This is a genomic window from Escherichia sp. WS338 (assembly GCF_046486405.1).
In the GTDB taxonomy this organism is placed as follows: domain Bacteria; phylum Pseudomonadota; class Gammaproteobacteria; order Enterobacterales; family Enterobacteriaceae; genus Escherichia; species Escherichia coli.
Genome location: NZ_JBJQLL010000003.1, coordinates 35,445 through 57,422, shown reverse-complemented (window position 1 = coordinate 57,422; position 21,978 = coordinate 35,445). Strand labels below are relative to the sequence as shown.

Genomic DNA, 21,978 nt, shown 5'->3' with positions numbered 1-21,978 from the left:
TTAGAATCATATCCCTCTCGAAATATTTACTAAAAAATCCGCATGTTTACCCCATTCGTTTGCCGCTTTACACTAGTCGCGAATTTAAAACAGAGGTGGTAATGAACGATTATAAAATGACGCCAGGTGAGCGACGCGCGACCTGGGGTTTAGGGACCGTATTCTCGTTGCGCATGCTGGGCATGTTCATGGTTCTGCCGGTTCTGACCACGTACGGCATGGCTCTGCAAGGTGCCAGCGAAGCATTAATCGGTATTGCCATTGGTATTTATGGTCTGACTCAGGCCGTTTTTCAGATTCCGTTTGGCCTGCTTTCCGACCGCATTGGTCGCAAACCATTAATTGTCGGTGGGCTGGCAGTGTTTGCCGCCGGTAGCGTTATCGCTGCGCTCTCTGACTCCATCTGGGGAATTATTCTGGGCCGGGCGCTACAAGGCTCCGGTGCGATTGCCGCTGCCGTTATGGCGCTGCTTTCCGATCTCACGCGCGAACAAAACCGCACCAAAGCAATGGCGTTTATCGGCGTGAGCTTTGGCATTACCTTTGCCATTGCGATGGTGCTTGGCCCGATCATCACTCACAAACTTGGGCTGCACGCGCTGTTCTGGATGATCGCTATTCTGGCAACGACCGGCATTGCGTTGACCATTTGGGTTGTGCCCAACAGTAGCACTCACGTACTTAATCGTGAGTCCGGAATGGTGAAAGGCAGTTTCAGTAAAGTGCTGGCGGAACCGCGGCTGCTGAAACTCAACTTTGGCATTATGTGTCTGCATATTTTGCTGATGTCGACGTTTGTTGCCCTGCCCGGACAACTGGCTGATGCGGGGTTCCCGGCGGCTGAACACTGGAAGGTCTATCTGGCGACAATGCTAATCGCCTTTGGCTCGGTCGTGCCTTTCATTATCTACGCTGAAGTTAAGCGCAAAATGAAGCAAGTCTTTGTCTTCTGCGTTGGGTTAATCGTGGTTGCGGAAATTGTGTTGTGGAACGCACAAACGCAGTTCTGGCAACTGGTGGTCGGCGTGCAGCTTTTCTTTGTAGCGTTTAATTTGATGGAAGCCCTTCTGCCTTCACTTATCAGTAAAGAGTCGCCAGCAGGTTACAAAGGTACGGCGATGGGTGTTTACTCCACCAGCCAGTTTCTTGGCGTGGCGATTGGCGGTTCGCTGGGCGGCTGGATTGACGGCATGTTTGACGGTCAGGGAGTATTTCTCGCTGGCGCAATGCTGGCCGCAGTGTGGCTGGCAGTCGCCAGTACCATGAAAGAACCGCCGTATGTCAGCAGCTTGCGCATTGAAATCCCGGCGGACATTGCCGCAAACGAGGCGTTAAAAGTGCGTTTGCTGGAAACCGCGGGCGTCAAAGAAGTGTTGATTGCAGAAGAAGAACATTCAGCTTATGTGAAAATCGACAGCAAAGTGACGAATCGCTTTGAGGTTGAACAGGCAATTCGTCAGGCATAAAAAACGAGGCGAATTGCCTGCTGCGCTACGCTTACCAGGCCTACAAAGTTCTTGAGTTACAAATCGTTGTAGGCCGAATTAGCTGTTCATGCTGCATTCGGCATGAACAAAACGCGCATTGTCGCGATTAATCGCGGAAGTTTTTGAACTGGAACGGCTGACCGAGATCGCCACCACGTACCATCGCCATGACAGCCTGCAAATCATCACGAGATTTACCCGTTACGCGGATCTCATCGCCCTGAATTTGCGCCTGCACTTTCAGTTTGCTGTCTTTGATCATTTTGACGATTTTCTTCTGAGTCGCGCTCTCAATGCCCTGTTTCAGTTTCGCTTCCACAAACCAGGTTTTACCGCTATGAACGATATTTTCCGGTACATCCAGTGAACTGCCTTCAATGCCGCGCTTCAGCAGCTTGGCACGCAGAATATCCAGCAACTGATTGACCTGGAAATCGGACTCGCTCAACACTTTGATGGTTTTGCTGGCGTCGTTCAGCTCAAATGAGGCTTCAACGTTACGGAAGTCAAAACGGGACTCCACTTCGCGGCTAGCGTTATCGACCGCGTTACGTGCTTCCTGAAGATCAACTTCAGAGACAATATCGAAAGATGGCATCTTTTCCTCTCCCTTCATTTTTGATGCGAAGCATAATACCCGCAAAGTTAAATAACCGACAGTCCCGCACCAGGACGTATCCCTTAATTGTGCATAGTCGCAACAGCATGCACAATTAAGGGATAGCCTTATTGAACACCCGGAGTGGTTGCGGGTGAGGAGGAACAATGAAAATTACCGTATTGGGATGCGGTGCCTTAGGGCAATTATGGCTTACAGCACTTTGTAAACAGGGTCACGAAGTTCAGGGCTGGCTGCGCGTACCGCAACCTTATTGTAGCGTGAATCTGGTTGAGACAGATGGTTCGATATTTAACGAGTCTCTGACCGCCAACGATCCCGATTTTCTCGCCACCAGCGATCTGCTCCTGGTGACGCTGAAAGCATGGCAGGTTTCCGATGCCGTCAAAAGCCTCGCGTCCACACTGCCTGTAACCACGCCAATACTGTTAATTCACAACGGCATGGGCACCATCGAAGAGTTGCAAAACATTCAGCAGCCATTACTGATGGGCACCACCACCCATGCCGCTCGCCGCGACGGCAATGTCATTATTCATGTGGCAAACGGTATCACGCATATTGGTCCGGCACGGCAACAGGACGGCGATTACAGTTATCTGGCGGATATTTTGCAAACCGTATTGCCTGACGTCGCGTGGCATAACAATATTCGCGCCGAGCTGTGGCGCAAGCTGGCAGTCAACTGTGTGATTAATCCACTGACCGCCACCTGGAATTGCCCGAATGGTGAATTACGTCATCATCCGCAAGAAATTATGCAGATATGCGAAGAAGTCGCGGCAGTGATCGAACGCGAAGGGCATCATACTTCAGCAGAAGATTTGCGTGATTACGTGATGCAGGTGATTGATGCCACAGCGGAAAATATCTCGTCGATGTTGCAGGATATCCGCGCGCTGCGCCACACCGAAATCGACTATATCAATGGTTTTCTCTTACGCCGCGCCCGCGCGCATGGGATTGCCGTACCGGAAAACACCCGCCTGTTTGAAATGGTAAAAAGAAAGGAGAGTGAATATGAGCGCATCGGCACTGGTTTGCCTCGCCCCTGGTAGTGAAGAGACTGAAGCCGTCACCACTATCGACCTCTTGGTTCGCGGCGGTATCAAAGTCACCACTGCCAGCGTCGCCAGCGATGGTAACCTAGCGATTACCTGCTCGCGCGGCGTGAAGCTGCTGGCGGATGCGCCGCTGGTTGAAGTGGCTGATGGCGAATATGACGTGATTGTGCTGCCTGGTGGCATTAAAGGCGCAGAGTGTTTTCGCGATAGCACCCTGCTGATTGAAACCGTTAAACAGTTCCACCGTTCCGGGCGTATCGTCGCGGCTATTTGCGCCACGCCAGCCACCGTGCTGGTGCCGCACGATATCTTCCCGATTGGTAATATGACCGACTTCCCGACGCTGAAAGACAAAATTCCCGCCGAACAATGGCAGGACAAGCGCGTCGTCTGGGATGCACGGGTAAAATTGCTGACCAGCCAGGGGCCGGGTACAGCTATCGACTTTGGTCTGAAAATTATCGACCTGTTGGTTGGGCGTGAAAAAGCCCATGAAGTGGCATCACAACTGGTGATGGCGGCAGGGATTTATAATTATTACGAGTAGTGTCGGATGCGGTAAGCGTCGCATCTGACCAGATGCGACGTTACAACCACAAATTACGGGCGATACACCTTCACATTGTTAAAGCCCTGCTCGCGCAGATAGAGCGCCTGCAGGCGGCTCATCACCCCGCGCTCACACCACAACAGCCAGGTTTTGTTCTGGTCGAGATCGCCAAATTTGGTGCTCAGTTTATAGAACGGCAGAGAAACCACATCAATCCCTTCGACTTTCAGTGGCTTATCTTCCTGTTCATCGACAGAACGGATATCGAGAATCACGTCGTTCGGGCCGAAGTCATTGACGGTTTCCACTTCCACCACTTCCTGCTCGGCCTGCTGGGCGATTTCGCGGATATCAACGTTATTCGCCTCCTCAACCACTTTATCGAGAATGCTGAAGTCGAACTTCTCTTCTTCCGCTTCAATCTTCGATTTAACCGCTTTCACCGTCGGGCTTTTGGAGATCACGCCACAATATTCCGGCATCGTGCGGGCAAAGTCTTCAGTGCCAATCTGGCGAGCCAGGTTGATGATGTGCTCTTTGTCGTAAGAAATCAGCGGACGCAGGATCAGCGTATCGGAGACGTTATCAATCAGGCGCAGGTTGGTCAGCGTCTGGCTGGACACCTGGCCGAGCGCTTCGCCGGTGACCAGCGCCTGTACGCCGTAACGTTCTGCCACTTTGGACGCGGCACGCACCATCATACGTTTGAGGATAACACCCATCTGACCGTCGTCGATTTTCTCGAGAATTTCCCCGACGACAGGTTCGAAATTAATAGCGACAAAACGCACGCGGTGGGAGCTGCCAAAGCGGTTCCACAGATAATGCGCCACCTGACGCACGCCAATTTCATGCGCCGCGCCGCCGAGGTTAAAGAAGCAGTAATGCACGCGGCAGCCGCGACGCATCAACATATAACTGGAAACGCCGGAGTCGAAACCACCGGAAATGAGCGACAGCACATCTTCCTGGGTGCCGATCGGGAAACCGCCAATACCTTCGTAGCGGCCTTTAATCAGCAGGAGACGATCGTCTTCAACTTCCAGATGGACAGTCACATCCGGATTGGTCAGCTTCACGCGCGCGGATTCAATATGCTGATTTAAACCGCCGCCGACGTAACGTTCCACATCAATCGAGCTAAAATCATGTTTGCCACGGCGCTTCACGCGCACGCAGAAGGTTTTGCCTTCCAGCTGATCGCGATACTGAACCAACGCTTTCTCGAAAATATCGTGCATGTCGGTAAACGGCACGTCTTCGACTTCGAGAATATGGTGGATACCCGGAATACGGGTCAGGGCGTCGCGAATAGCCAGACGCTGGTTTTCATCTTTTGCGCGAACTTCGATGTTATCCCAGTGGCGGACGACAGCGAGCGTCTCATCATAGTGCTTTAAAACGTTACGAATGTTCCCGGTAAGGATTTTTATAAAGCGCAAGCGCACAGATTGGCTTTTGATGGTGATTTCCGGGAACAATTTAATGATAAACTTCATGGCGGCAATGGTTCGTTGGCAAGCCTTAAGCGACTTGTATAGGGAAAAATACAGCAGCCCACACCTGCGGCTGCATCCAGGCGCGGAAGTATACCACTAACATCGCTTTGCTGTGCACATCACCTTACCATTGCGCGTTATTTGCTATTTGCCCTGAGTCCGTTACCATGACGGGGCGAAAAATATTGAGAGTCAGACATTCATTATGCCGAAGAAAAATGAGGCGCCCGCCAGCTTTGAAAAGGCGCTGAGCGAGCTGGAACAGATTGTAACCCGTCTGGAAAGTGGCGACCTGCCGCTGGAAGAGGCGCTGAACGAGTTCGAACGCGGCGTGCAGCTGGCACGTCAGGGGCAGGCCAAATTACAACAAGCCGAACAGCGCGTACAAATTCTGCTGTCTGACAATGAAGACGCCTCTCTAACCCCTTTTACACCGGACAATGAGTAATGGACTTTCCGCAGCAACTCGAAGCCTGCGTTAAGCAGGCCAACCAGGCGCTGAGCCGTTTTATCGCCCCACTGCCCTTTCAGAACACTCCCGTGGTCGAAACCATGCAGTATGGCGCATTATTAGGTGGTAAGCGCCTGCGACCTTTCCTGGTTTATGCCACCGGTCATATGTTCGGCGTTAGCACAAACACGCTGGACGCACCCGCTGCCGCCGTAGAGTGTATCCACGCTTACTCATTAATTCATGATGATTTACCGGCAATGGATGATGACGATCTGCGTCGCGGTTTGCCAACCTGCCATGTGAAATTTGGCGAAGCAAACGCGATTCTCGCTGGCGACGCTTTACAAACGCTGGCGTTCTCGATTTTAAGCGATGCCGATATGCCGGAAGTGTCGGACCGCGACAGAATTTCGATGATTTCAGAACTGGCGAGCGCCAGCGGTATTGCCGGAATGTGCGGTGGTCAGGCATTAGATTTAGACGCGGAAGGCAAACACGTACCTCTGGACGCGCTTGAGCGTATTCATCGTCATAAAACCGGCGCATTGATTCGCGCCGCCGTTCGCCTTGGTGCATTAAGCGCCGGAGATAAAGGACGTCGTGCTCTGCCAGTACTCGACAAGTACGCAGAGAGCATCGGCCTTGCCTTCCAGGTTCAGGATGACATCCTGGATGTGGTAGGAGATACTGCAACGTTGGGAAAACGCCAGGGTGCCGACCAGCAACTTGGTAAAAGTACCTACCCTGCACTTCTGGGTCTTGAGCAAGCCCGGAAGAAAGCCCGGGATCTGATCGACGATGCCCGTCAGTCGCTGAAACAACTGACTGAACAGTCACTCGATACCTCGGCACTGGAAGCGCTAGCGGACTACATCATCCAGCGTAATAAATAAACAATAAGTATTAATAGGCCCCTGATGAGTTTTGATATTGCCAAATACCCGACCCTGGCACTGGTCGACTCCACCCAGGAGTTACGACTGTTGCCGAAAGAGAGTTTACCGAAACTCTGCGACGAACTGCGCCGCTATTTACTCGACAGCGTGAGCCGTTCCAGCGGGCACTTCGCCTCCGGGCTGGGCACGGTCGAACTGACCGTGGCGCTGCACTATGTCTACAACACCCCGTTTGACCAATTGATTTGGGATGTGGGGCATCAGGCTTATCCGCATAAAATTTTGACCGGACGCCGCGACAAGATCGGCACCATCCGTCAGAAAGGTGGCCTGCACCCGTTCCCGTGGCGCGGCGAAAGCGAATATGACGTATTAAGCGTCGGGCATTCATCAACCTCCATCAGTGCCGGAATTGGTATTGCGGTTGCTGCCGAAAAAGAAGGCAAAAATCGCCGCACCGTCTGTGTCATTGGCGACGGTGCGATTACCGCTGGCATGGCGTTTGAAGCGATGAATCATGCGGGCGATATCCGTCCTGATATGCTGGTGGTTCTCAACGACAATGAAATGTCGATTTCCGAAAATGTTGGCGCGCTCAACAACCATCTGGCGCAACTGCTTTCCGGTAAGCTTTACTCTTCACTGCGCGAAGGCGGGAAAAAAGTTTTCTCTGGCGTGCCCCCCATTAAAGAGCTGCTCAAACGTACCGAAGAACATATTAAAGGCATGGTAGTGCCTGGCACGTTGTTTGAAGAGCTGGGCTTTAACTACATCGGCCCGGTTGACGGTCACGATGTGCTGGGGCTTATCACCACGCTTAAGAACATGCGCGACCTGAAAGGCCCGCAGTTCCTGCATATCATGACCAAAAAAGGTCGTGGTTATGAACCGGCAGAAAAAGACCCAATCACCTTCCACGCCGTGCCTAAATTTGATCCCTCCAGCGGTTGTTTGCCGAAAAGTAGCGGCGGTTTACCAAGCTATTCAAAAATCTTTGGCGACTGGTTGTGCGAAACGGCGGCGAAAGATAACAAACTGATGGCGATTACTCCGGCGATGCGTGAAGGTTCCGGTATGGTCGAGTTTTCACGTAAATTCCCGGATCGCTATTTTGATGTAGCGATTGCCGAGCAACACGCAGTGACCTTTGCTGCGGGTCTGGCGATTGGAGGCTACAAACCCATTGTTGCGATCTACTCCACCTTCCTGCAACGCGCCTATGATCAGGTGCTGCATGACGTGGCGATTCAAAAGCTTCCGGTCCTGTTCGCCATCGACCGTGCGGGCATTGTTGGTGCTGACGGTCAAACCCACCAGGGCGCTTTTGATCTCTCTTACCTGCGCTGCATACCGGAAATGGTCATTATGACCCCGAGCGATGAAAACGAATGTCGCCAGATGCTCTATACCGGCTATCACTATAACGATGGCCCGTCCGCGGTGCGCTACCCGCGCGGCAACGCAGTTGGCGTGGAACTGACGCCGCTGGAAAAACTGCCAATTGGCAAAGGCATTGTGAAGCGTCGTGGCGAGAAACTGGCGATCCTTAACTTTGGTACGCTGATGCCAGAAGCGGCGAAAGTCGCTGAATCGCTGAACGCTACGCTGGTCGATATGCGTTTTGTGAAACCGCTTGATGAAGCGTTAGTTCTGGAAATGGCCGCCAGCCATGAAGCGCTGGTCACCGTAGAAGAAAACGCCATTATGGGCGGCGCAGGCAGCGGCGTGAACGAAGTGCTGATGGCCCATCGTAAACCAGTACCCGTGCTGAACATTGGCCTGCCTGACTTCTTTATTCCACAAGGAACGCAGGAAGAAATGCGCGCCGAACTCGGCCTCGATGCCACCGGTATGGAAGCCAAAATCAAGGCCTGGCTGGCATAATCCCTACTCTACTCCTGCTATGCTTAACAAATTATTCATAGACTCTAAATAATTCGAGTTGCAGGAAGGCGGCAAACGAGTGAAGCCCCAGGAGCTTACATAAGTAAGTGACTGGGGTGAACGACAAATCCGCATGGAGCGGATTTGAACGCTGCTTGCAGCGGCCCTGTTAAGGGTGAGGCCCATGGATGGGCCGAATAACTCGCAGCCGCAGCACATGCAACTTGAAGTATGACGAGTATGGCAGGAGTGGCAGCATGCAATACAACCCCTTAGGAAAAACCGACCTTCGTGTTTCCCGACTTTGTCTCGGCTGTATGACCTTTGGCGAGCCAGATCGCGGTAATCACGCATGGACACTGCCGGAAGAGAGCAGCCGTCCCATCATTAAACGCGCACTGGAAGGCGGCATAAATTTCTTTGATACCGCCAATAGCTATTCCGATGGCAGCAGCGAAGAGATCGTCGGTCGCGCACTGCGGGATTTCGCCCGTCGTGAAGACGTGGTCGTTGCGACCAAAGTGTTCCATCGCGTTGGTGATTTACCGGAAGGATTATCCCGTGCACAAATTCTACGTTCTATTGACGACAGCCTGCGCCGTCTCGGCATGGATTATGTTGATATCCTGCAAATTCATCGCTGGGATTACAACACACCGATCGAAGAGACGCTGGAAGCCCTCAACGACGTGGTAAAAGCCGGGAAAGCGCGTTATATCGGCGCGTCATCAATGCACGCTTCGCAGTTTGCTCAGGCACTGGAACTCCAAAAACAGCACGGCTGGGCGCAGTTTGTCAGTATGCAGGATCACTACAATCTGATTTATCGCGAAGAAGAGCGCGAGATGCTGCCTCTGTGTTATCAGGAGGGCGTGGCGGTGATTCCATGGAGCCCGTTGGCGCGGGGCCGTCTGACGCGTCCGTGGGGAGAAACCACCGCACGACTGGTGTCTGATGAGGTGGGGAAAAATCTCTATAAAGAAAGCGATGAAAATGACGCGCAGATCGCAGAGCGGTTAACGGGCGTCAGTGAAGAACTGGGGGCGACACGAGCACAAGTTGCGCTGGCCTGGTTGTTAAGTAAACCGGGCATTGCCGCACCGATTATCGGTACATCGCGGGAAGAACAGCTTGATGAGCTACTGAACGCGGTGGATATCACTTTGAAGCCGGAACAGATTGCTGAGCTGGAAACGCCGTATAAACCGCATCCGGTCGTAGGATTTAAATAGGAATCCAGGCCTGATGAGACGCAACAAGCGTCACATCAGGCACTGGTGCACAACTACGACAGAATACCCAGCGGCCAGTGATGACCGATAAAGTACAGGATGCCTGCGGAAATCACCCCGGCGACAATATCGTCAATCATGATCCCCATGCCGCCATGTACATTGCGATCAAACCAGCGGATCGGCCACGGTTTCCACATATCCAGGATACGGAAAATCACAAACCCGGCGGCAACCCACTGCCAGTCATTGGTCGGCAGCGCCATGAGCGTGATCCACATACCGATAAATTCGTCCCAGACAATGCTGCCATGATCGTGCACGCCCATGTCTTTCGCCGTTTGATGACAAAGATAGACGCCGATACAGATCCCCAGCATTACCACCAGCGAATAGAGCTGCCAGGGCAAAAAAGTCATCAGATACCAGAAGGGAATCGCCGCCAGCGACCCCATCGTGCCAGGAACGATCGGGCTTAATCCACTTCCGAATCCGACAGCAAGCAGATGCCACGGATTACTCATTTTCAGGCGACTTTTCGCGACATCTTTATGGCGTGGCAAAATGGTCATATCCTTTCCAGTCTAACGTGACAGGTTCGCCGTCACGAATAAAACAAAGCCCTTCGATATCGGCGGTCATTTGCCCGATACAGGTAAACGGTACGCCCAGGTGTCCGAGAGCCACATCCAGCGCGCCACGGTTCAGTTCCGGCACCGTGAAACACAACTCGTAATCTTCACCGCCAGAGAGCGCCCAGCGCAGCGCCTGTTCCGGTTCAACATGGCGAGAAAGCGCATCAGAAAACGGCAGCAATGCCAGGTCAATACGTGCGCCGCAGTCGCTGGCTTTCACGATATGCCCGAGATCGGAAATCAGACCGTCAGAGAGATCGATAGCTGAATTTGCCAGATCGCGCAGTGCCTGCCCCTGTAAAATACGCGGCGACGGACGGAGATGACGTTTGATCAAGTAGTCCGCATCTTTAGCATCGGCAACCTGCAAACGGTTTTGCAAAATCGCCAGCCCGGCAGCGCTATCGCCCGGTGTACCGGTCACATAGATCCAGTCACCCGGTTTCGCCCCAGAGCGCGTTAAGGCTCGTCCCATCGGAACAAAGCCGTGGATACCCAACGTCATTGATAATGGCCCACGCGTGGTATCGCCGCCAATGAGTTGCATATCGTAATAATTGAGAAGATCAAACAAGCTGTCGCTGAAGGACTCAAGCCACGCTTCGTCGACGTCCGGTAAGGTTAATGCCAGCGTCAGCCAGGCCGGATCGGCCCCCATCGCTGCCAGATCGCTTAGGTTCACCGCCAGTGCTTTATAAGCCAGATCAGCAGGATCGATATCAGGGAGGAAGTGGTTGCCCGCCACCAGCGTATCAGTGCTGATCGCCAGGGTCTGTTTCTCAGGGATATTGAGAAGAGCGCAATCGTCGCCGATGCCCAGTTCGACATCAAGACGAGAACTTCTTACACGGTCAAAATAACGGGCAATCAGGGAGAACTCGCCACATGCCATACGTTATGCCTCAGCAGGTAAAAAAGAAAAGGCCGGCGATCATGGAACGGTCTTCCGTGAATCTACCGGCCTGGATATTACTTTTTGTTAGGGCGAATCACAGGTGCTGCTTTATCGAGTACGCCGTTGACGAACTTATGGCTGTCTTCTGCGCCGAAAGATTTCGCCAGTTCGATCGCTTCGTTAATGGCCACTTTGTATGGCACATCGCTACGTTTAGACAGCTCGTACAGCGCAATGCGCAGTACTGCTTTTTCTACCTGGCCCAGTTCTTCCAGCAGACGGGACAGGTACGGCTTCATCAGTCCGTCGAGGTATGCGGTGTTAGTCGCCACCCCGGCCAGCAGCTCACGGAAGTACAGGACGTCAACGTCTTTTACATCCTGTTCAGCCAGGAACTGGTATTCAACATCAGCGATGTCGTTCTGGGACAACTGCCAGGAGTAGAGCGCCTGGACGGCACACTCACGAGCGCGGCGACGAGCAGCAGGTTTCACGGATTTCCCCTTACTAATTTCAGGCCTTGATGGCTTTCAATACATTAATCATTTCAAGCGCGGTCAGTGCAGCTTCTGCACCTTTGTTGCCAGCTTTGGTGCCAGCACGTTCGATCGCTTGTTCAATGCTTTCAGTGGTCAGAACACCAAAAGCAACCGGAATTTCGCTGTCCTGGGCAACATGCGCCAGGCCGTTGCTTGCACCACCAGCGACATATTCAAAGTGGGCAGTGCCACCACGAATAACCGTACCCAGCGCAATCACCGCGTCGTATTTACCGGTTTTAGCCAGTGCACCCGCCGCCAGCGGCAGCTCATAGGCACCTGGCACCCAAACAACGGTAATGTTTTCATCTTTTACCTGACCGATACGTTTCAGTGCGTCAATTGCACCTTCCAGCAGGCTGTCATTGATAAAGTTGTTGAAACGCGCGATGGTGATGGCGACGCGAGCGTCCGGGGTAGCAACGTTAGCTTCAATAATGTTCATTTTCTTCCTTCGGGTTCGAGTATGGCCCCGCAGGGGGGCGGATTTTAGCATAATATTTCGTGCGCTGCTTCCCTTTCGAGCCGGGAGATCATGCACCCACTAAATGCAGGCAAACATCCGGGCCTACATGACGTATCTCTTTGAATTTAAATTGGGGGGCGTCGGCTAATTTCTCAAGTCCTGGCATCGTGCATAATCCACGGGCGTCGTTGCCTAATAGTTTAGGTGCGATATAGACAATCAGCTCATCAACTAAACCAGCCTGTAGCAATGCGCCAGCGAGCGTTGGCCCCGCTTCCACCCAGATGCTGTTAATTTGCTGTTTACCCAGTTGCATCATCAGTACAACCAGATCCAGATGACCTTTATGCTCTGGAATCAGCAAGGTACGCACCGTTTCCGGCCACTCACGAGAATCTTCCTGCGTACGCGCGAACCAGGTTTCGCCGGGCTGCTGCACAATGCGATGTTCCGGCGTCACGCGATTTTGGCTATCAATCACAATACGTATCGGCTGACGGAGATTTTGTTGCGGATAAAGCGCCTGAGTTTGTTCATCCAGTTCAGACCAACGCACTGTTAAGGCTGGATCATCCGCCAGCACCGTGGCGCTGCTGGTTAAAATGGCATGACTTTGTGCGCGCAGTCGTTGTACATCGAGTCGCGCCTGAGGCGAAGTGATCCACTGGCTTTCGCCACTCGCCATCGCCGTGCGACCATCAAGCGATGCGCCAAGTTTTAATTGAATATAAGGAAAGCCGGTGCGCATCCGTTTGAGAAAGCCTTTATTCAATTGCTCGGCTTCACTCATCATCAGCCCGTGGCTGACGTCAATGCCAGCCTGTTGCAGACGATATAGCCCTCGCCCAGCTACCTGCGGGTTAGGATCTTGCATCGAGGCAACCACGCGCGCCACACCTGCGGCAATTAATGCATCACAGCAAGGCGGCGTACGGCCGTGATGGCTGCAAGGTTCGAGTGTCACATACGCAGTCGCACCTTTGGCTTTTTCTCCAGCCATACGCAACGCATGTACTTCGGCATGTGGTTCACCAGCACGGTGATGGTAACCTTCACCGACAATTTCGCCATCTTTGACAATGACGCACCCGACATTCGGGTTGGGATGCGTGGTAAAACGTCCTCGTTGCGCCAGCTTTAGCGCCCGCGCCATGTAATACTCGTCCTGCACGGCTTAGTCCTCCAGGCGCGCGATCTCTTCGCCAAATTCTTTGATATCTTCGAAACTGCGGTAGACAGAGGCAAAACGGATATAGGCGACTTTATCAAGCTTTTTCAATTGCTCCATCACCAGATTGCCAATCATCTTGCTCGGCACTTCGCGCTCACCGGTGGCGCGCAGCTGCGATTTAATATGATTGATTGCCATTTCGACGTCATCGGAACTCACCGGACGTTTTTCCAGCGCCCGCAGCATTCCGCTACGTAATTTCTCTTCATTAAACGGTTCACGCACGTCGTTGCTTTTTACAACACGCGGCATAACCAGCTCCGCCACTTCAAAGGTGGTGAAACGTTCATTACACACCAGACACTGCCGACGGCGGCGTACAGATGAGCCCTCGCCCACGAGACGAGAGTCAATTACCTTAGTGTCCACGGCGAAACAGAATGGGCAATGCATACGGCGTCCTGACCAGGTGGTTAACAGAAATCTATTTTACCCTGAACTGACGATACAACAAAGGCGCAACGCTTTTGAGATAAAGGATCGATGCTTTCGCTGCTTTTACCCTCTACCATTAGGCTAATTGCGACGAGAAAGGGACGACCTATGAATACTAACGTTTTTCGACTGCTCCTGCTGGGAAGCCTGTTCAGCCTTAGCGCCTGTGTGCAGCAAAGCGAAGTGCGACAGATGAAACACAGCGTCAGCACGCTGAACCAGGAGATGACGCAACTCAATAAAGAAACGGTCAAAATCACTCAGCAAAACAGGCTGAATGCAAAATCCAGCAGTGGGGTTTACCTTCTGCCTGGAGCGAAAACACCAGCAAGACTGGAAAGCCAGATCGGTACTTTACGTATGTCGCTGGTGAATATTACGCCTGATACAGATGGCACCACCCTGACGCTACGTATTCAGGGCGAGTCGAATGATCCCTTGCCCGCATTCAGCGGAACTGTTGAATATGGGCAAATTCAGGGAACAATAGACAACTTTCAGGAAATCAATGTGCAGAATCAATTGATTAACGCCCCTGCCAGCGTCCTCGCCCCCAGCGATGTTGATATTCCGTTACAGTTAAAGGGTATGTCTGTAGATCAGTTAGGCTTTGTACGTATCCACGACATTCAACCTGTTATGCAGTAAACGTATTGCGGGGCGATTTTGTGCGTCCCGCAACATCTTTTCCCGTCATTTTGTTACTCCGCTTACATCACCTGGATTGATAGTAAAAGTTTGCAACAAGGGTGAAAGTCAGTACAATCCCCGCCCGAATGTGTGTAAACGTGAACGCAATCGATTACGTAAATGATAGAACTGTGAAACGAAACATATTTTTGTGAGCAATGATTTTTATAATAGGCTCCTCTGTATACGAAATATTTAGAAACGCAATTTGCGCCTTTTTCACTCCCGCAAGGGATTTTCAAACAGTGGCATACATATGAAAAAAACATTACTGGCAGCCGGTGCGGTACTGGCGCTCTCTTCGTCTTTTACTGTCAACGCAGCTGAAAACGACAAACCGCAGTATCTTTCCGACTGGTGGCACCAGAGCGTTAACGTTGTCGGAAGCTATCACACCCGTTTCGGACCGCAGATCCGCAACGATACCTACCTTGAGTACGAAGCATTCGCTAAAAAAGACTGGTTCGACTTCTATGGTTATGCGGATGCGCCGGTATTCTTCGGCGGTAACTCCGATGCAAAAGGTATCTGGAACCACGGTTCTCCGCTGTTTATGGAAATCGAACCACGTTTCTCCATCGACAAGCTGACCAATACTGACCTTAGCTTTGGTCCGTTCAAAGAGTGGTACTTCGCGAACAACTACATTTACGACATGGGTCGTAATAAAGATGGTCGCCAGAGCACCTGGTACATGGGTCTGGGTACCGATATCGATACTGGCCTGCCGATGAGCCTGTCCATGAACGTCTATGCGAAATACCAGTGGCAGAACTATGGCGCAGCGAATGAAAACGAGTGGGACGGTTACCGTTTCAAAATTAAATACTTTGTGCCGATTACCGATCTGTGGGGCGGTCAGCTGAGCTACATCGGCTTTACCAACTTCGACTGGGGTTCCGATTTAGGGGATGACAGCGGTAATGCAATCAACGGTATTAAGACCCGTACCAATAACTCCATCGCTTCCAGCCATATTCTGGCTCTGAACTACGATCACTGGCACTACTCTGTCGTAGCTCGTTACTGGCACGACGGTGGTCAGTGGAACGACGATGCAGAACTGAACTTCGGCAACGGCAACTTCAACGTTCGCTCTACCGGCTGGGGTGGTTACCTGGTAGTAGGTTACAACTTCTGATGAATGAAATGCCGGATCTTGTATCCGGCATTTCAGTTTGTTAACAACGTGCGCTTTGTTCATGCCGGATGCGGCGTAAACGCCTTATCCGGCCTACAAAAGCACGTAAATTCAATACATTGCTGAGATTACGTTGGCCTGATAAGCGTAGCGCATCAGGCAATTTTGCGTTTTTATCACTTCTTCTTGTTCATCATCGCTTTCAGGTCAGCGAATGGGTTGTACTTCGCTTCACCGACATCTTTCTGCGCATCTTCCCCTGCGATAACGGTCGTACCATACTGATCCGCTTCGGTGTATTTCGAATGCTCATGATCGTGGCAATAGAGACAAAGTAATTCCCAGTTACTGCCATCTTCCGGGTTATTAGTATGGTCGTGATCAATGTGGTGAACGGTAAGTTCACGCAGGTTGGAATAAACAAACTCGCGGGAACAGCGACCGCAGACCCACGGATAGATTTTTAATGCTTTTTCGCGATAGTCGCTTTCTAACCGCGCATAGTTTTTTGGGATGATAGCCATGAAAAAGTTACCTGGATGAAATGTAGGGTTACGCGCAGTTTCCCAAGATGCGGGGATTTTCGCAATCACCTTACATCAAAAAAATCCCGATCTTCTGACCGGGATTTTCAACATCAGCTGAAACTTGATTAAGGCAGAATTGACGGCTGATCCGCCCCTTCTTTTTCCACTTTCTGCTGCAACATGTGTTCGCGCTTCATACCCAGTTTCAGAGCCAGCGCAGATGCCACATAGATGGAAGATGCAGTACCGATGGAAACACCGATAAGCATGGTCAGCGAGAAGCCTTCCAGTACCGGACCACCGAAGAGGTACAGCATCAGGATAACCATCAAGGTAGTACCGGATGTGATCAAGGTACGGTGCAGCGTCTGGGTCAAGGACACGTTAAAGATTTCGTAAGGCGTACCGCGACGGATCTTGCGGAAGTTTTCACGAATACGGTCCGATACCACGATACTGTCGTTAAGCGAGTAACCGATAACTGACATCAACGATGCCACAATGGTCAGGTCAATCTCGATATGGAATAACGACAAAATACCCAGCGTAATGATAACGTCGTGCGCCAGCGCAATAACAACCCCTGCCGCCAGTCGCCACTCAAAGCGGAAACCTACGTACACGAGGATAGACAGCAGCGCCGCCATCAACGCCATCGCACCGGTTTGCGCAAGGTCTGCCCCCACGCTCGGACCGACGAACTCAATACGCTTCACTGCCGCATTCTGATTGGTGGATTCGTTAATCACCTTCAGAACCTGGCTGCCCAGCACCTGACCGCCGGTTTCGCCTTCAGCAGGCGGCATACGGACCATGATGTCGTGGCTGCTACCAAAGTTTTGCAGCATCGGCTCTTCAAAACCGGCTTTTTGCAATGCATCACGCATTACGTCAATTTCAGCCGGTTTTTCGAGCGTAATTTCGATAACCGTACCACCGGTGAAATCCAGCCCCCAGTTAAAGCCGCGCACGCCCATAATAACGATAGCGGCGATTAACAGCAGACCAGAGATGCCAAAAGCCCAGTAGTCCCAGCGCATAAAGTCATAGACTTTACGGCCGTGGTTTAGTTGTTCAACAGTATATTCCTGTGCCACATCGCACTCCTCAGATTGACAGCTTCTTGACGCGCTTGCCGCCATATAGCAGGTTTACGATGGCACGCGTACCGACAATCGCGGTAAACATCGACGTCGCCACACCGATACCGGTAGTAATCGCGAACCCTTTAATTGCCCCGGTACCCACTGCGTACAGGATGATGACTTTAATCAGCGTGGTGATGTTCGCATCGAAGATAGAACTGAATGCGCCACGATAACCTTCATCAATTGCCTGTTGAACAGTACGTCCGTTGCTCAACTCTTCTTTAATACGTTCGTTGATCAGTACGTTCGCATCGACCGCTACCGCAAGGGTTAAGACGATACCCGCGATACCTGGCATACTCAGCGTTGCGCCTGGCAACAGCGACATAATACCGACAATCAAGATCAAGTTGGCAATCAGAGCACTGGTCGCAATCAGACCAAACTTCTTATAGAAGATGATCATGAACAGAATAGAAACCAGCAGACCGGCAAGGCAAGCCTCCAGCCCCTGCTCAATGTTCTGCATACCCAGGGTTGGGCCAATGGTACGTTCTTCAACAATCTGAATCGGCGCGATCAACGCACCGGCACGCAGCAGCAGTGAAAGCTGACGCGCTTCGCTTGGGTTATTGATGCCAGTAATACGGAAGCTGTTACCCAGACGAGACTGGATGTTGGCGATATTAATCACCTCTTCCTGTTTCACCAGAACCGCACGACCGTTTGCATCTTTCTTACCGCTGTCTTTGTACTCCACAAACAGGGTTGCCATCGGTTTGCCGATGTTGTCCTTGGTGAAGTTAGACATGATGTTACCACCTGCGCTGTCGAGCGAGATGTTAACCTGCGGCTGGTTGTATTCGTCCTGGCTGGAAGTGGAGTCGGTGATATGGTCACCGGTCAGAATTACGCGTTTGTACAGCACAACCGGCTGACCTTCGCGGGTCTGTTTCACTTCAGAGTCGCCCGGTACGCGACCGGATGCCGCAGCGGCCTGATCAACGTTGGTGTTTACCAGACGGAATTCCAGCGTTGCCGTCGCACCCAGAATCTCTTTCGCACGCGCAGTGTCCTGAATACCTGGCAGTTCAACAACGATACGGTCAGCACCCTGACGCTGAACCACCGGCTCCGCCACGCCAAGTTGGTTTACACGGTTACGCAGGATATTAATGTTCTGCTGCACCGCATATTCACGCGCTTCACTCAGGCGAGCATCGCTCATTACCGCACGCAGCTGGTTGCTGCCCTGGCTGCTAATCACCAGGTCCGGATGGCGCTTGCTCAGATACGCAATGGCTTCATCACGAGCTTTAGCATCGCGGAAAGTGATGCTCAGGCCGTAGTTGTTTTCTTTACGAACGGTGGTATACGGGATGCCCTTTTCGCGCAGGTCGCTGCGCAGGCTATCGATGTTTTGTTCCTGGAGTTTGCCAAGCGCGGTGTCCATATCCACTTCCATCAGGAAGTGAACGCCGCCACGCAGGTCAAGGCCGAGCTTCATCGGCTCAGCGTGAATAGCTGCCAGCCAGCGCGGCGTTGCCGGGGCAAGGTTAAGCGCCACGACGTATTTGTCACCCATAACGCCCATTAATGCTTCACGAGCGCGCAGCTGGGTGTCAGTGGAGTCGAAGCGCGCAAGAATAGCGCCCTCTTCCAGTGCCACAGACTTAGCAGTTATTTTTTCTTCTTGTAACGTTTTCTGGACCTGGATCAGCGTTTGCTCACTGGCGGCGACTCCGCGCGCACCAGTGATCTGAACAGCCGGATCCTCACCAAACAGGTTGGGAAGCGCATACAGCAGACCGATGACAATCACCACGATCAGCATGACGTACTTCCACAAAGGATAACGGTTTAACACGGCAATTCCCTTAGGGAAAAATTTTAATTACAGCGCCTTCATGGTGCCTTTCGGCAGGACGGCAGCTACGAAGTCACGTTTAATAACTACTTCAGTGGTGTCATTCAGCGCGATAGCAATGTAGCCGTTTTCCGCTACTTTGGTTACGCGACCAACCAGGCCACCGTTCGTCAGAACTTCATCACCTTTGGCAATGGAGTCCATCAGCTTTTTGTGTTCTTTGGTGCGCTTCTGCTGTGGACGCAGGATCATGAAATAGAAAATCAGACCGAATACCACCAGCATCAAAATCAAAGACATCGGGCTACCTTGCGCCGGTGCACCCGTTGCCGCTACCGCATCAGAAATAAAAAAGCTCATTAAATTTCCCTCATTATTAATATTAATCAACGTTCAAAGGTGGTACTTCTCGCCCCTGACGCTGGTAAAAATCAGTTACGAAGCTCTCTAATTTACCCTCTTCAATAGCCTTGCGTAAACCCGCCATCAAACGCTGGTAGTAACGAAGGTTATGAATGGTATTGAGTCGCGCGCCTAATATTTCGTTGCAACGGTCGAGATGATGCAAGTAAGCGCGTGAATAATTGCGACAGGTGTAGCAATCACACTCAGGATCGAGTGGGCCAGTATCGCTCTTATACTTCGCATTGCGGATTTTCACCACGCCATCGGTCACGAACAAATGACCATTTCGGGCGTTGCGGGTTGGCATTACGCAGTCAAACATATCGATACCGCGACGTACGCCCTCAACCAGGTCTTCTGGTTTACCAACGCCCATCAGGTAACGCGGTTTGTCTGCCGGAATTTGCGGGCATACATGCTCCAGAATGCGGTGCATATCTGCTTTCGGCTCACCCACAGCCAGACCGCCGACAGCGTAGCCATCAAAACCGATATCTACCAGACCTTTAACAGAAATATCACGTAAATCTTCGTAAACACTGCCCTGAATGATACCAAACAGCGCATTTTTGTTTCCGAGACTGTCAAAACGCTCACGGCTACGCTTCGCCCAACGCAGAGACATCTCCATGGAGCGTTTTGCGTAATCCCAGTCAGCAGGATACGGCGTACACTCATCAAAGATCATGACGATATCCGAACCAAGATCGTACTGAATCTCCATCGACTTTTCCGGGTCGAGGAAAATCGGGTCGCCGTTGATCGGGTTACGGAAGTGCACGCCCTGTTCGGTGATTTTACGAATATCACCAAGGCTGAAGACCTGGAAGCCGCCGGAGTCGGTAAGAATCGGCCCTTTCCACTGCATAAAATCGTGTAAATCGCCATGCAGTTTCATGATTTCCTGGCCCGGGCGCAGCCACAGGTGGAAGGTGTTACCGAGAATAATTTGTGCGCCAGTGGCTTCAACTTCTTCCGGCGTCATCCCTTTTACGGTGCCGTAGGTGCCAACAGGCATAAAACAAGGCGTTTCCACTACGCCACGATCAAAGACCAGGCGGCCACGGCGTGCGCGACCGTCGGTGGTGTCCAGTTCAAATTTCATTTTTTCTCCACTACGTCAGAAAAACAGTCCAACGTTTTAAACCAGCGCCGCGGAATTACTCCCCGACGCGCTCATTAATTGCCTGCGGATTGTACGTGATAAACATCGCATCACCGTAACTAAAAAAGCGATATTTCTCTTCTACCGCTGATTTATAGGCGTTCATGGTGTGTTGATAACCGGCAAAGGCCGAAACCAGCATAATCAGCGTCGACTCTGGCAAGTGGAAGTTCGTCACCAGCGCATCGACCACTTTGTACTGAAAGCCCGGATAGATAAAGATTTGGGTATCGTCAAAAAACGGTTCAATGAGATCGTTTTTCGCTGCCTGAGCCGCACTTTCCAGCGAACGTACTGAGGTGGTGCCAACCGCAATCACCCGGTTACCGCGCGCTTTCGCCGCCAGTACCGCGTCTACTACATCCTGCGGCACTTCAGCGTATTCCGAGTGCATGATGTGATCTTCAATGGTGTCGACGCGCACCGGCTGGAAGGTGCCCGCACCAACGTGCAACGTCACAAACGCCATCTCCACGCCTTTGGCGCGTAATTTTTCCAGCAAAGGCTCGTCAAAATGCAGACCAGCGGTCGGGGCCGCAACCGCGCCCGGTTTTTCGCTATAAACGGTTTGATAAAGTTCGCGGTCAGCGTCTTCGTCCGGACGGTCGATATACGGCGGCAGCGGCATATGGCCGATGCTGTTGAGGATATCCAGTACCGAACGATCATCATTAAATTCAACTTCAAACAGTGCGCCGTGGCGCGCGGTCATTGTTGCGTTGATACTTTCGTCATCGCCCAGTAACAGTTCTGCGCCAGGTTTTGGCGCTTTCGAGGCGCGAATATGCGCAAGAATGCGTTTGTCGTCGAGCATCCGCTCAACCAGCACTTCAATCTTGCCGCCGCTGGCTTTACGCCCAAACAGGCGCGCCGGGATCACGCGGGTATTATTAAAAACCAGAAGATCGCCGGGGTTGAGCTTATCGAGTAAATCGGTGAAAGTACCGTGCGTCAGCGCGCCCGTCGGCCCGTCCAGCGACAGTAAACGACAGCTACTGCGTTCAGGCATGGGATAGTGGGCAATCAGGGATTCGGGCAATTCAAAAGAGAAATCGGTAACGCGCATGACACTGACTCAGACTAAAATAAGAGGCGGGTAGTCTAGTGCCGGGGCGCTCTCCCTGCAACCTTTACCCTCCTTGATGGATGACATAATCTATACACAAAATCATTCAAGATGCATCGAGATGGCAACTGAATGAGTCCCCA

Annotated in this window: 23 protein-coding genes; 9 read left to right on the top strand and 14 right to left on the bottom strand. The window is 52.0% G+C overall.

Annotated features, from left to right (window positions below):
- The first annotated feature begins 101 nt into the window (after nt 1-101).
- Complete coding sequence (locus ACJHWT_RS03020) at nt 102-1,466, top strand: MFS transporter (protein WP_001000953.1); 1,365 nt, start codon at nt 102-104, stop codon at nt 1,464-1,466.
- 127 nt (nt 1,467-1,593) lie between these two features.
- Here ACJHWT_RS03020 and yajQ read toward each other — a convergent pair whose 3' ends face one another.
- Complete coding sequence (gene yajQ, locus ACJHWT_RS03015; RefSeq protein WP_001138904.1) at nt 1,594-2,085, bottom strand: nucleotide binding protein YajQ; 492 nt, start codon at nt 2,083-2,085, stop codon at nt 1,594-1,596.
- A 167-nt stretch (nt 2,086-2,252) separates the two neighbouring features.
- On the opposite strand from yajQ, the gene panE reads away from it, so the two are divergent.
- Nucleotides 2,253-3,164: a 2-dehydropantoate 2-reductase gene (panE, locus tag ACJHWT_RS03010; protein WP_000705871.1), complete on the top strand. Its 912-nt coding sequence runs from the start codon at nt 2,253-2,255 to the stop codon at nt 3,162-3,164.
- A complete protein-coding gene (yajL, locus tag ACJHWT_RS03005) occupies nt 3,127-3,717 on the top strand; it encodes a protein deglycase YajL (RefSeq protein WP_410232309.1) in 591 nt (196 codons plus the stop codon). Before panE ends, yajL begins: the two co-directional genes overlap by 38 nt.
- A 53-nt stretch (nt 3,718-3,770) precedes the next feature.
- Here yajL and thiI read toward each other — a convergent pair whose 3' ends face one another.
- Nucleotides 3,771-5,219 carry a tRNA uracil 4-sulfurtransferase ThiI gene (gene thiI, locus ACJHWT_RS03000; RefSeq protein WP_000668660.1) on the bottom strand — a complete coding sequence of 483 codons (1,449 nt, stop codon included), beginning with the start codon at nt 5,217-5,219 and terminating at the stop codon, nt 3,771-3,773.
- Between the two features lie 205 nt (nt 5,220-5,424).
- On the opposite strand from thiI, the gene xseB reads away from it, so the two are divergent.
- The 4 genes from xseB (at nt 5,425) to yajO (ending at nt 9,685) form a co-directional block, all read left to right on the top strand.
- On the top strand, nt 5,425-5,667 hold the full coding sequence (gene xseB, locus ACJHWT_RS02995) for an exodeoxyribonuclease VII small subunit (RefSeq protein WP_001124935.1): 243 nt from the start codon (nt 5,425-5,427) through the stop codon (nt 5,665-5,667).
- Nucleotides 5,667-6,566, top strand: coding sequence for a (2E,6E)-farnesyl diphosphate synthase (gene ispA / locus ACJHWT_RS02990; RefSeq protein ID WP_000347220.1), 900 nt, complete (start codon nt 5,667-5,669; stop codon nt 6,564-6,566). Before xseB ends, ispA begins: the two co-directional genes overlap by 1 nt.
- 24 nt (nt 6,567-6,590) lie before the next feature.
- The gene (gene dxs / locus ACJHWT_RS02985; protein WP_000006820.1) at nt 6,591-8,453 is read left to right on the top strand and encodes a 1-deoxy-D-xylulose-5-phosphate synthase; all 1,863 of its coding nucleotides are present in this window, start codon (nt 6,591-6,593) and stop codon (nt 8,451-8,453) included.
- A 257-nt stretch (nt 8,454-8,710) separates the two neighbouring features.
- Nucleotides 8,711-9,685, top strand: coding sequence for a 1-deoxyxylulose-5-phosphate synthase YajO (gene yajO / locus ACJHWT_RS02980; protein ID WP_001199800.1), 975 nt, complete (start codon nt 8,711-8,713; stop codon nt 9,683-9,685).
- 53 nt (nt 9,686-9,738) lie between these two features.
- Here yajO and pgpA read toward each other — a convergent pair whose 3' ends face one another.
- From pgpA to nrdR, 6 genes are all read right to left on the bottom strand, one after another.
- Nucleotides 9,739-10,257, bottom strand: coding sequence for a phosphatidylglycerophosphatase A (pgpA, locus tag ACJHWT_RS02975; protein ID WP_000154044.1), 519 nt, complete (start codon nt 10,255-10,257; stop codon nt 9,739-9,741).
- Nucleotides 10,235-11,212 carry a thiamine-phosphate kinase gene (thiL, locus tag ACJHWT_RS02970; RefSeq protein WP_000742109.1) on the bottom strand — a complete coding sequence of 326 codons (978 nt, stop codon included), beginning with the start codon at nt 11,210-11,212 and terminating at the stop codon, nt 10,235-10,237. Before thiL ends, pgpA begins: the two co-directional genes overlap by 23 nt.
- Before the next feature lie 77 nt (nt 11,213-11,289).
- On the bottom strand, nt 11,290-11,709 hold the full coding sequence (gene nusB, locus ACJHWT_RS02965; protein WP_000801125.1) for a transcription antitermination factor NusB: 420 nt from the start codon (nt 11,707-11,709) through the stop codon (nt 11,290-11,292).
- A 19-nt stretch (nt 11,710-11,728) separates the two neighbouring features.
- On the bottom strand, nt 11,729-12,199 hold the full coding sequence (gene ribE, locus ACJHWT_RS02960) for a 6,7-dimethyl-8-ribityllumazine synthase (protein ID WP_001021161.1): 471 nt from the start codon (nt 12,197-12,199) through the stop codon (nt 11,729-11,731).
- An 88-nt stretch (nt 12,200-12,287) separates the two neighbouring features.
- Nucleotides 12,288-13,391, bottom strand: coding sequence for a bifunctional diaminohydroxyphosphoribosylaminopyrimidine deaminase/5-amino-6-(5-phosphoribosylamino)uracil reductase RibD (gene ribD, locus ACJHWT_RS02955; protein WP_001150414.1), 1,104 nt, complete (start codon nt 13,389-13,391; stop codon nt 12,288-12,290).
- A 3-nt stretch (nt 13,392-13,394) separates the two neighbouring features.
- Entirely contained in the window at nt 13,395-13,844 is a 450-nt protein-coding gene (gene nrdR, locus ACJHWT_RS02950; protein WP_000543535.1) for a transcriptional regulator NrdR, read from the bottom strand.
- Nucleotides 13,845-13,994: 150 nt separating this feature from the next.
- Here nrdR and ACJHWT_RS02945 point away from each other — a divergent pair, with 150 nt between their 5' ends.
- On the top strand, nt 13,995-14,534 hold the full coding sequence (locus ACJHWT_RS02945) for a DUF3251 domain-containing protein (protein WP_001298536.1): 540 nt from the start codon (nt 13,995-13,997) through the stop codon (nt 14,532-14,534).
- A gap of 298 nt (nt 14,535-14,832) precedes the next feature.
- Nucleotides 14,833-15,717: a nucleoside-specific channel-forming protein Tsx gene (tsx, locus tag ACJHWT_RS02940; RefSeq protein WP_001295328.1), complete on the top strand. Its 885-nt coding sequence runs from the start codon at nt 14,833-14,835 to the stop codon at nt 15,715-15,717.
- Nucleotides 15,718-15,893: 176 nt separating this feature from the next.
- On the opposite strand, the gene yajD is transcribed toward tsx, so the two are convergent.
- The 6 genes from yajD to queA all read right to left on the bottom strand — a co-directional run bounded on the left by yajD (nt 15,894) and on the right by queA (nt 21,835).
- Nucleotides 15,894-16,241 carry an HNH nuclease YajD gene (gene yajD / locus ACJHWT_RS02935; protein ID WP_001317658.1) on the bottom strand — a complete coding sequence of 116 codons (348 nt, stop codon included), beginning with the start codon at nt 16,239-16,241 and terminating at the stop codon, nt 15,894-15,896.
- Between the two features lie 128 nt (nt 16,242-16,369).
- On the bottom strand, nt 16,370-17,341 hold the full coding sequence (gene secF / locus ACJHWT_RS02930; RefSeq protein ID WP_000046637.1) for a protein translocase subunit SecF: 972 nt from the start codon (nt 17,339-17,341) through the stop codon (nt 16,370-16,372).
- Nucleotides 17,342-17,351: 10 nt separating this feature from the next.
- Nucleotides 17,352-19,199 carry a protein translocase subunit SecD gene (gene secD / locus ACJHWT_RS02925; RefSeq protein WP_000934823.1) on the bottom strand — a complete coding sequence of 616 codons (1,848 nt, stop codon included), beginning with the start codon at nt 19,197-19,199 and terminating at the stop codon, nt 17,352-17,354.
- A gap of 27 nt (nt 19,200-19,226) precedes the next feature.
- The gene (gene yajC / locus ACJHWT_RS02920; protein ID WP_000007629.1) at nt 19,227-19,559 is read right to left on the bottom strand and encodes a preprotein translocase subunit YajC; all 333 of its coding nucleotides are present in this window, start codon (nt 19,557-19,559) and stop codon (nt 19,227-19,229) included.
- Between the two features lie 22 nt (nt 19,560-19,581).
- The gene (gene tgt, locus ACJHWT_RS02915) at nt 19,582-20,709 is read right to left on the bottom strand and encodes a tRNA guanosine(34) transglycosylase Tgt (RefSeq protein WP_000667319.1); all 1,128 of its coding nucleotides are present in this window, start codon (nt 20,707-20,709) and stop codon (nt 19,582-19,584) included.
- A 55-nt stretch (nt 20,710-20,764) separates the two neighbouring features.
- Nucleotides 20,765-21,835, bottom strand: a complete 1,071-nt coding sequence (gene queA / locus ACJHWT_RS02910; protein ID WP_001266494.1) for a tRNA preQ1(34) S-adenosylmethionine ribosyltransferase-isomerase QueA — start codon at nt 21,833-21,835, stop codon at nt 20,765-20,767.
- Between the last annotated feature and the right edge of the window lie 143 nt (nt 21,836-21,978).

Coding starts and splice junctions, on each gene's coding strand:
- ACJHWT_RS03020 (WP_001000953.1), top strand. CDS start 102: ATGAACGATTATAAAATGACGCCAGGTGAGCGACGCGCGACCTGGGGT.
- yajQ (WP_001138904.1), bottom strand. CDS start 2,085: ATGCCATCTTTCGATATTGTCTCTGAAGTTGATCTTCAGGAAGCACGT.
- panE (WP_000705871.1), top strand. CDS start 2,253: ATGAAAATTACCGTATTGGGATGCGGTGCCTTAGGGCAATTATGGCTT.
- yajL (WP_410232309.1), top strand. CDS start 3,127: ATGAGCGCATCGGCACTGGTTTGCCTCGCCCCTGGTAGTGAAGAGACT.
- thiI (WP_000668660.1), bottom strand. CDS start 5,219: ATGAAGTTTATCATTAAATTGTTCCCGGAAATCACCATCAAAAGCCAA.
- xseB (WP_001124935.1), top strand. CDS start 5,425: ATGCCGAAGAAAAATGAGGCGCCCGCCAGCTTTGAAAAGGCGCTGAGC.
- ispA (WP_000347220.1), top strand. CDS start 5,667: ATGGACTTTCCGCAGCAACTCGAAGCCTGCGTTAAGCAGGCCAACCAG.
- dxs (WP_000006820.1), top strand. CDS start 6,591: ATGAGTTTTGATATTGCCAAATACCCGACCCTGGCACTGGTCGACTCC.
- yajO (WP_001199800.1), top strand. CDS start 8,711: ATGCAATACAACCCCTTAGGAAAAACCGACCTTCGTGTTTCCCGACTT.
- pgpA (WP_000154044.1), bottom strand. CDS start 10,257: ATGACCATTTTGCCACGCCATAAAGATGTCGCGAAAAGTCGCCTGAAA.
- thiL (WP_000742109.1), bottom strand. CDS start 11,212: ATGGCATGTGGCGAGTTCTCCCTGATTGCCCGTTATTTTGACCGTGTA.
- ribE (WP_001021161.1), bottom strand. CDS start 12,199: ATGAACATTATTGAAGCTAACGTTGCTACCCCGGACGCTCGCGTCGCC.
- nrdR (WP_000543535.1), bottom strand. CDS start 13,844: ATGCATTGCCCATTCTGTTTCGCCGTGGACACTAAGGTAATTGACTCT.
- ACJHWT_RS02945 (WP_001298536.1), top strand. CDS start 13,995: ATGAATACTAACGTTTTTCGACTGCTCCTGCTGGGAAGCCTGTTCAGC.
- tsx (WP_001295328.1), top strand. CDS start 14,833: ATGAAAAAAACATTACTGGCAGCCGGTGCGGTACTGGCGCTCTCTTCG.
- yajD (WP_001317658.1), bottom strand. CDS start 16,241: ATGGCTATCATCCCAAAAAACTATGCGCGGTTAGAAAGCGACTATCGC.
- yajC (WP_000007629.1), bottom strand. CDS start 19,559: ATGAGCTTTTTTATTTCTGATGCGGTAGCGGCAACGGGTGCACCGGCG.
- tgt (WP_000667319.1), bottom strand. CDS start 20,709: ATGAAATTTGAACTGGACACCACCGACGGTCGCGCACGCCGTGGCCGC.
- queA (WP_001266494.1), bottom strand. CDS start 21,835: ATGCGCGTTACCGATTTCTCTTTTGAATTGCCCGAATCCCTGATTGCC.